Source organism: Streptomyces sp. (assembly GCF_036566765.1).
In the GTDB taxonomy this organism is placed as follows: Bacteria; Actinomycetota; Actinomycetes; order Streptomycetales; family Streptomycetaceae; genus Streptomyces.
In genome coordinates, this window is record NZ_DATCVQ010000585.1 from 1 (window position 1) to 7,078 (window position 7,078).

Consider the following 7,078-nt stretch of genomic DNA (forward strand, 5'->3'; position numbering starts at 1 on the left):
TCGCCGCCGCCACGCCCGCCGACGGGTGCGGCACCTCGATCCGCGCCAGTTCCGCCGCCGCGAACGCCCGCACCGGCAGTTCCAGGCGCGCCGCCGCGCCGACGACGCCCGGCTCGTCCGCCTTCGAGGCGACCGTCGCGAGCGCCGCCAGCCGCTGCGCGGTCAGCCCGGCCGACCGCAGGCACTCCTCGACCAGACCCGCCACCTCGTCCACGGACACGCCCCGGCCCGCCCCGACCCCGGCGACGAGATCGCGGGCCGCCGGGGCGGTGTCGTGCACGGGACGCCGTCCATCGGATAGCAAGGCCCCATGGCCGTACTCGTCGCGCTCGGCGCGTTCCTGATGACGCTGTTCGGCGGCTGGACGGCGCAGCGCGTCACCGACCGCCGCCATCTCGTCCTCGGCCTGGCCGGAGGCCTGATGCTCGGCGTCGTCGGACTCGACCTGCTGCCGGAGGCGCTGCACGCCGCCGGCCGGGAGGTCTTCGGCGTCCCGGAGGCGCTGCTGCTCTTCGTCGGCGGCTTCCTCTTCGCCCACCTTGTGGAACGCGTGCTCGCCGTCCGCCGGGCGGCGCACGGACTGGAGGCCGACGAGCGGGTCCCTCAGGTCGGCCTCACCGCGGCCGCCGCGATGGTGGTGCACAGCCTGATGGACGGCATCGCCCTCGGCGCCGCCTTCCAGGTCGGCGGCGGCATGGGCCTCGCCGTCGCGCTCGCCGTCGTCAGCCACGACTTCGCCGACGGCTTCAACACGTACACGATCACCAGCCTGTACGGGAACGCCCGCCGCAGGGCCGTCGCCATGCTGGTCGCGGACGCGGTCGCGCCGGTCATCGGCGCGGCCTCCACCCTGCTGTTCACCCTTCCGGAGGAACTTCTCGGCGGCTATCTCGGCTTCTTCGGCGGCGCCCTGCTCTACCTCGCCGCCGCCGAGATCCTGCCCGAGGCCCACCACGAACACCCCGCGCTCTCCACCCTGCTGTGCACGGTGGCGGGCGTGGGCTTCATCTGGCTCGTGGTGGGCCTGGCGGGCTGAAGTCACGCGTCGCCCCCACCTCTGCAGTGGGCCACGAACCGGGCCGCCGTCTCCGGAACGGCCGCCCAGTGCGTGTGCACGTAACTGGCGTGCACACCGCCCTGTACGAAGCCCTCCACGCGCCGCTCCGGCTGCCGCAGCCCCCACGCGGGCGTCGCGCCCGCGCCCGGCTCGATGACCGTGCGGTGGAACTCGTGCCCGCGCATCCGCGTCCCGGCGGCGGCCAGCGCGCTGTCGCCGATCGCCACCGCGTCCCGGTAGCCGAGCGTGAGCCGCTCCGACATCCGCGCGTCGGCGTCCAGGACACCGCACATGGGGGTCCCGTCCAGCGAGCGCGCGAGGTACAGCAGGCCCGCGCACTCCGCCGCGATCGGCGCGCCCGAGGCGGCGAGTTCGGCGACGGCCTTGCGGAGGGGTTCGTTCGCTGACAGCTCGGCGCCGTACATCTCGGGGAAGCCGCCGCCTATGACGAGCCCGCTGGTCCCTTCGGGGAGGGCCTCGTCCCGGAGCGGGTCGAACGTCACGACCTCCGCGCCGGCGGCCTCCAGCAACTCCGCGTGCTCGGCGTACGAGAACGTGAACGCCGCGCCCCCAGCCACCGCCACCCGAGGTTGTGGGCAATCGTTCCGCAGGGCGGAACGGGTGGGCACAACCGACCCTCCGGCGTGCAGCCGCGCCGCGATGCCGGGGTCCCAGGGCTCGGCGGAGAGCTCAGGCGCGGACCTGGCAAGCGCCAGCAGCGCCTCCAGGTCGCACCCCTGGAGCACCTGCTCCGCCTGCGCCGCCACCGCGTCGACCGCCGCCGCCTGCCGCTCGGCCACCGGCACAAGCCCCAGATGCCGCGACGGCGTCGCGACAGCCGGCGCGCGCCGCAGGACGCCCATCACCGGCACCCCCGACTCCCCGAGCGCCTCCCGCAGCAGGTGCTCGTGCCGGTCCGTGGCGACCTTGTTGAGGATCACCCCGCCGATCCGCACCTCCGGGTCCCAGGAAGCGAACCCGTGCACCAGCGCCGCCACCGACCGCGACTGCGAGGACGCGTCCACGACCAGCACCACCGGCGCCTTCAGCAGCTTCGCCACCTGCGCCGTGGACGCCAGCTCGCCCTGGTCGGCTGCCCCGTCGTACAGGCCCATGACACCCTCGACCACGGCCAGGTCGCAGCCGCGCGACCCGTGCGCGAACAGCGGCGCGATCAGCCCCGTACCGCACATGAACGCGTCGAGGTTGCGGCCCGGGCGGCCGGTCGCCAGCGCGTGGTAGCCCGGGTCGATGTAGTCGGGGCCGACCTTGTGCGGGGACACCGCGAGGCCACGGCCGGCGAACGCGGCCATCAGGCCGGTCGCGACCGTGGTCTTGCCCGCGCCGGACGAGGGCGCGGCGATGACGAGACGTGCTACCACTCGATGCCCCGCTGCCCCTTCTGACCGGCGTCCATCGGGTGCTTGACCTTCGACATGTCGGTCACCAGATCGGCGTAGTCCACCAGCTCCTGCGGCGCGTTGCGGCCGGTGATGACGACATGCTGCTGACCGGGCCGGTCGCGCAGCACCTCGACGACCTCCTTGACGTCGATCCAGCCCCAGTGCAGCAGGTACGCGAACTCGTCGAGGACGTAGAACTTGTACTTCTCCGCCGCGAGATCGCGCTTGACCTGCTCCCAGCCCTCGCGCGCCTTGTCCTCGTGCGACTGCTCGCCCTCGGCGACCTCGCGCTGGATCCAGGACCAGCCCTCACCCATCTTGTTCCAGGTGACCGTGCCGCCCTTGCCGGTCTCGCCGAGGGCCTTCAGCGCGTTCTCCTCGCCGACCTTCCACTTCGCCGACTTGACGAACTGGAACACCCCGATCGGCCAGCCCTGGTTCCAGGCGCGCAGCGCCATGCCGAACGCGGCGGTCGACTTCCCCTTGCCGACGCCGGTGTGCACCATCACCAGCGCTCGGTTGCGGCGCTGTCGGGTGGTGAGACCGTCATCGGGTACGACGGTCGGCTGTCCCTGCGGCATTAGGCGGCCCTCCTGGCAGTGGCGTGCTCTGCTTGTACGTTCCTGACGAGCCCGGCGATCGAGTCGGCGCGCAGCTCGTCCAAGGTGACGGCGGCGCCGCCGAGTTCGCGGGCGAGGTCCCCGGCGAGGCCGAGCCGGACCGGCCCGGCCTCGCAGTCCACGACCACGCTGGCCGTGCCCTCGGCGGCGTGCAGCCGCGCGGCGCGGGCGGCGAGCGCCACCGGGTCCGCGCCGCCGCCGGTCGCCCGGCCGTCGGTCACGACGACGAGCAGCGGACGGCGGGACGGGTCGCGCAGCCGCTCGACGCGCAGCACGTCGTGGGCCTTGAGCAGCCCGGCGGAGAGCGGGGTGCGGCCGCCCGTCGGCAGTTGTTCGAGCCGGGCCGCGGCGGCGTCCACGGACGAGGTCGGGGGCAGCGCGACCTCGGCTTCGCGGCCCCGGAAGGTGATCAGGCCGACCTTGTCGCGGCGCTGGTACGCGTCGAGGAGCAGCGACAGGACGGCGCCCTTGACCGCGCTCATGCGCTGCCGGGCGGCCATCGAGCCGGACGCGTCGACGGCGAACAGGACGAGGTTGCCCTCGCGGCCCTCGCGGGTCGCCTGGCGCAGGTCGTCACGGCGGACCACCAGGCCCGGACCGGAGCGGCCGCGCGCCTTCTGGTGCGGGGCGGCCGCGGTCACGGTCGCGGTCAGGTGGAGCTTGGTCAGTGCGCCGCGCGGGCGGGTCGCGCCGGTGGTCCTGCCGTGCTCGGTACGGGCCCTTGAGCGGCGCCCCGCCGCGCCCTCGCCGAGCCCGGGCACGCTGAGCATCTTCGTACGGAACGGCTCGGCGGCCTTGACCGCGGCCCGCTCACCGGCACCGGGCCCAGCGGGCGCGGGGGCCTCGTCGGGCGCGGGGCTCTCAGGGGCGGCGTCGGGGCCGTCGCCCTGCGGCGGCACGCCTCCGCCTCCGCCGTCGGGACCGCCGTCGCCGGGGCCCTGCGGGTCCGGGTCGTCGTCGGGCTCGTCGTCGCCCTTGAACTGCTCGAGGGTCTCGTCGAGCTTGTCCTCGTCGAGGCCGGGCGCGTCGAAGGGATTGCGCCGCCGCCGGTGCGGAAGCGCGAGCAGCGCGGCCTGCCGTACGTCTTCCGAGGTCACGTCGGTCCGCCCCGCCCACGCGGCGAGCGCGGTCGCGGTACGGGCCATCACGATGTCCGCGCGCATGCCGTCGACCTCGAACGCGGCGCAGGTCGCGGCGATCTGGAGCAGGGCGGCGTCGCCGAGCACCACCTGCGGCAGCAGGGCGCGCGCGGCGACGATCCGGTCGCGCAGCGCGGCCTCCTCGTCCGCCCAGCGGGCGGCGAACCCGGCCGGGTCGTCCTCGAACGCCAGCCGGCGCCGCACGACCTCGACCCGCTGCTCGGGCTCGCGGGAGGCCGCGACCTCGACGGTCAGCCCGAACCGGTCCAGCAACTGGGGCCGTAGCTCGCCCTCTTCGGGATTCATGGTCCCGACGAGAAGGAAGCGAGCCGCATGCCGTACGGAGACGCCCTCGCGCTCCACGTAGGAGGAGCCCATGGCGGCGGCGTCGAGCAGGAGGTCGATGAGATGGTCGTGGAGGAGGTTGACCTCGTCGACGTACAGAATCCCTCGGTGCGCGTCGGCGAGCAGCCCCGGCTCGAAGGCCTTCACGCCGTCGGCGAGCGCCTTCTCGATGTCGAGCGCGCCGACGAGGCGGTCCTCGGACGCGCCCACGGGCAGCTCGACCATCCGCGCGGGCCGCGCGTCCGCACCCGCGGCCTCGTGCGGCCCGTCCGGGCAGCCAGGGTCGGGCGAGGCCGGGTCGCAGCTGAACCGGCACCCGGCGACGACCGCCACCGGCGGCAGCAGATCGGAGAGCGCCCGCACGGCGGTCGACTTGGCGGTGCCCTTCTCGCCGCGGACGAGAACCCCGCCCACCGCCGGGCTGACGGCGTTCAGCAGCAACGCCAGCCGCAGGTCGTCCATCCCGACGACGGCGGTGAACGGAAAGCGGGTGCTCATCGGCTGATCCTTCCTTCGAGTTCGCTCAGCTGTGTGCCACGGCCGCCGAGCGGCCGGATGTCGCGTGTCCGCCGCGCCGCCGGGCCCGCGGCCGCCGACGGCGCTCGACCCTCCACGGGAGGACCCGCCGCTCTGTCGTCCCCCGTGCGCCGCCTCACGGCGCCCCCGGCGGGACGAACGGCAGGTCCGCCGGGGGGCCCTGCTCGATCAGGCGCAGCAGCGCGTCCGTGTCCGCGTGTTCCTCGATCAGGTCGCCGAGGCGGTCCAGCTGCTCCTCGCGCAGTGCGCCGAAGCTGGTGTCGGGGGCGGGGACGAAGCGGCGGCCCGCGGCCGAGGCGACCTCGCGCAGGAACGCCCGGCGGAAGCCGTCGCTCTCCAGGGAGCCGTGCCAGTGCGTGCCCCACACCGCGCCCACCCGGCAGCCGTCCAGGAACGCCTCCCCGCCGAGCACCTCCGCCACGCCGTGGTGGATCTCGTACCCCTCGACCCGTTCGCCGAGCGCCTCGCCGACCGGCCGGGCCAGCGTCTTCTCGACGGCGAACCGGACCCGTACCGGCAGCAGTCCGAGCCCGGGCACGCTGCCGGCCTTCGACTCGACCTCGTCCTCGATGTGCTCCGACAGTGCCTGGAAGCCGCCGCAGATGCCGAGCACCGGGCGGCCCTCCGCCGCGCGCCGGACCAGCGCGTCGGCCAGGCCGCGCTCGCGCAACCAGGCCAGCGCCTTGACCGTCCCGCGGGTGCCGGGCACGACCACCAGGTCCGCGTCGACCAGTTCCTCCGCGCGATCCACGAACCGCACCACGACGCCCGGCTCCGCCGCCAGCGCGTCCACGTCCGTGAAGTTCGACATCAGCGGGATCGCGCAGACCGCGACCCGCAGCACGTCCTCGCCGACCGGCGGCGCGACGGCCGACTCGCGGACCGCGCCGCGCAGCGACACCCGCAGGCCGTCCTCCTCGTCGATGCCGAGCCCGTGCGCGTACGGCAGCACGCCGAAGGTACGCCGCCCGGTCAGCCCGAGCAGCATGTCGAGCCCGGGTTCGAGCAGGGTCACGTCGCCCCGGAACTTGTTGACCAGGTAGCCCGCGATCAGCCGCTGGTCCTCCGGCGCGAGCAGCGCCGTGGTGCCGAAGAACTGGGCGAACACGCCGCCCCGGTCGATGTCGCCGACCACCACCACGGGCAGCTCCGCAGCCCGCGCGATGCCCATGTTGACGATGTCGGTGCGCCGCAGGTTGATCTCGGCGGGGCTGCCCGCGCCCTCGCAGATCACCGCGTCGTACGTGCTCCGCAGCTCCTCCAGGCAGGCGAGGACCGGCTCGAACAGCTCCTTCTGCCGCCCCCCGTGGTAGCCCCGGGCGCTCAGCTCGCCGACCGGCTTCCCCATCAGGACGACCTGGCTGGAGCGGTCGCTGCCCGGCTTGAGCAGCACCGGGTTCATCAGCGCGCTCGGCTCGACCCGCGCCGCCTGCGCCTGCATGGCCTGCGCGCGGCCGATCTCCGCGCCCTCGCGGGTCACGAAGGAGTTGAGGGACATGTTCTGCCCCTTGAACGGCGCCACCTTCAGGCCCTTGCGAACCAGCCAGCGGCAGATGCCGGCCGTCACGACGCTCTTGCCCGCGTCGGACGTGGTCCCGGCGACCAGCAGCCCCCCACCCCTCATGCCTTCCTCCGCTTCATCGCGCCCGCCACGACCCGTCCGGCCACGCAGACCCCGAGCGTCAGCGCCGTCACCCGGCGCGACAGCTTCACCGCCCGCTCGATGTCGGCGACCTCCACGTCCCGGCCCGCCCCGTTCAGGACCGGCCGGTGCTCGACCCGGCCGCCGTACGACAGGGTCCCCCCGAGCCGTACGCCCAGCGCCCCCGCGAACGACGCCTCCACCGGGCCCGCGTTGGGGCTCGGGTGCTTTGCCGCGTCCGTGCGCCAGGCCCACGCCGCGCCCCGGGGGTCGCCGCCGGCGGCGGTGCCCAGCGCGGCGGTCAGCCGGGCGCCCGGCCAGCCGGCCACGTCGTC

At 74.8% G+C, this 7,078-nt stretch carries 7 protein-coding genes; 1 reads left to right on the plus strand and 6 read right to left on the minus strand.

Annotation, left to right across the window (positions count from 1 at the left end):
• Positions 1 to 280, minus strand: a 280-nt coding sequence (locus tag VIU94_RS33820) for a cobalamin biosynthesis protein (RefSeq protein ID WP_331917466.1), incomplete at its 3' end; no start/stop codon positions are given.
• 30 nt (positions 281 to 310) lie between these two features.
• Between VIU94_RS33820 and VIU94_RS33825 the strand changes: the two genes are divergently transcribed.
• On the plus strand, positions 311 to 1,036 hold the full coding sequence (locus VIU94_RS33825; protein WP_331917468.1) for a ZIP family metal transporter: 726 nt from the start codon (positions 311 to 313) through the stop codon (positions 1,034 to 1,036).
• 2 nt (positions 1,037 to 1,038) lie between these two features.
• On the opposite strand, the gene VIU94_RS33830 is transcribed toward VIU94_RS33825, so the two are convergent.
• From VIU94_RS33830 to VIU94_RS33850, 5 genes are all read right to left on the minus strand, one after another.
• Complete coding sequence (locus tag VIU94_RS33830; RefSeq protein ID WP_331917470.1) at positions 1,039 to 2,439, minus strand: cobyrinic acid a,c-diamide synthase CobB; 1,401 nt, start codon at positions 2,437 to 2,439, stop codon at positions 1,039 to 1,041.
• On the minus strand, positions 2,433 to 3,041 hold the full coding sequence (gene cobO, locus VIU94_RS33835; protein WP_331917472.1) for a cob(I)yrinic acid a,c-diamide adenosyltransferase: 609 nt from the start codon (positions 3,039 to 3,041) through the stop codon (positions 2,433 to 2,435). Before cobO ends, VIU94_RS33830 begins: the two co-directional genes overlap by 7 nt.
• Entirely contained in the window at positions 3,041 to 5,062 is a 2,022-nt protein-coding gene (locus VIU94_RS33840) for a putative cobaltochelatase (protein WP_331917474.1), read from the minus strand. Before VIU94_RS33840 ends, cobO begins: the two co-directional genes overlap by 1 nt.
• Positions 5,063 to 5,216: 154 nt before the next feature.
• Entirely contained in the window at positions 5,217 to 6,725 is a 1,509-nt protein-coding gene (locus VIU94_RS33845; RefSeq protein ID WP_331917476.1) for a cobyric acid synthase, read from the minus strand.
• Positions 6,722 to 7,078, minus strand: a 357-nt coding sequence (locus tag VIU94_RS33850; RefSeq protein WP_331917478.1) for a cobalamin biosynthesis protein, incomplete at its 5' end; no start/stop codon positions are given. The genes VIU94_RS33850 and VIU94_RS33845, both read right to left, overlap by 4 nt.